At 48.7% G+C, this 632-nt stretch carries 1 rRNA gene; it reads right to left on the reverse strand.

What is annotated here, in order from left to right:
- A 16S ribosomal RNA gene (locus tag LN415_09920) occupies positions 1 to 449 on the reverse strand; the annotation flags it as partial.
- Between the last annotated feature and the right edge of the window lie 183 nt (positions 450 to 632).

Raw genomic sequence — 632 nt, forward strand, 5'->3', positions numbered from 1 at the left:
CCAGAACTTGCCCACCCCTTATTCGCTAGTGTTTTTAGGACTAGCAAAAGATTCCTTTAGCAGGAAACACTCGGATTAACCTTGTCGTGCTTGCGCACATTGCAAAGTTTTCTCGCCTGCTGCGCCCCATAGGGCCTGGGTCCGTGTCTCAGTACCCATCTCCGGGCTTCTCCTCTCAGAGCCCGTACCTGTAATAGCCTTGGTGGGCCATTACCTCACCAACAAGCTGATAGGCCGCAGTCTCATCCTACGGCGACGAATCATTTGGACCATAAACCGTTCCAGGTATAATGATCTATCGGGGTTTATCCTCAGTTTCCCGAGGTTATCCCCGTCCATAGGTTAGATTGGCTACGTGTTACTGAGCCGTCTGCCTTGTATTGCTACAATGACTCACATGGCTTAGTATCAATCCGATAGCAGTCAGGTCCGGCAGGATCAACCGGATTTACACACACGGAGCTACTAAGTTTCACATATTGTCAAGTGTCAGATTCAAACCTTCTTATTAAAGGCTTACTTGAACCTCCATATCTTTTGCAGCACATGAATCGTCCGATTCATCAGCGTCATAGGACTCGCCGGGCGCTGCCCTCTAACTATATGCGGATTGGAGTATATAACGTTTTCCG

It is taken from the genome of Candidatus Thermoplasmatota archaeon (genome assembly GCA_022848865.1).
GTDB lineage: Archaea > Thermoplasmatota > Thermoplasmata > RBG-16-68-12 > JAGMCJ01 > JAGMCJ01.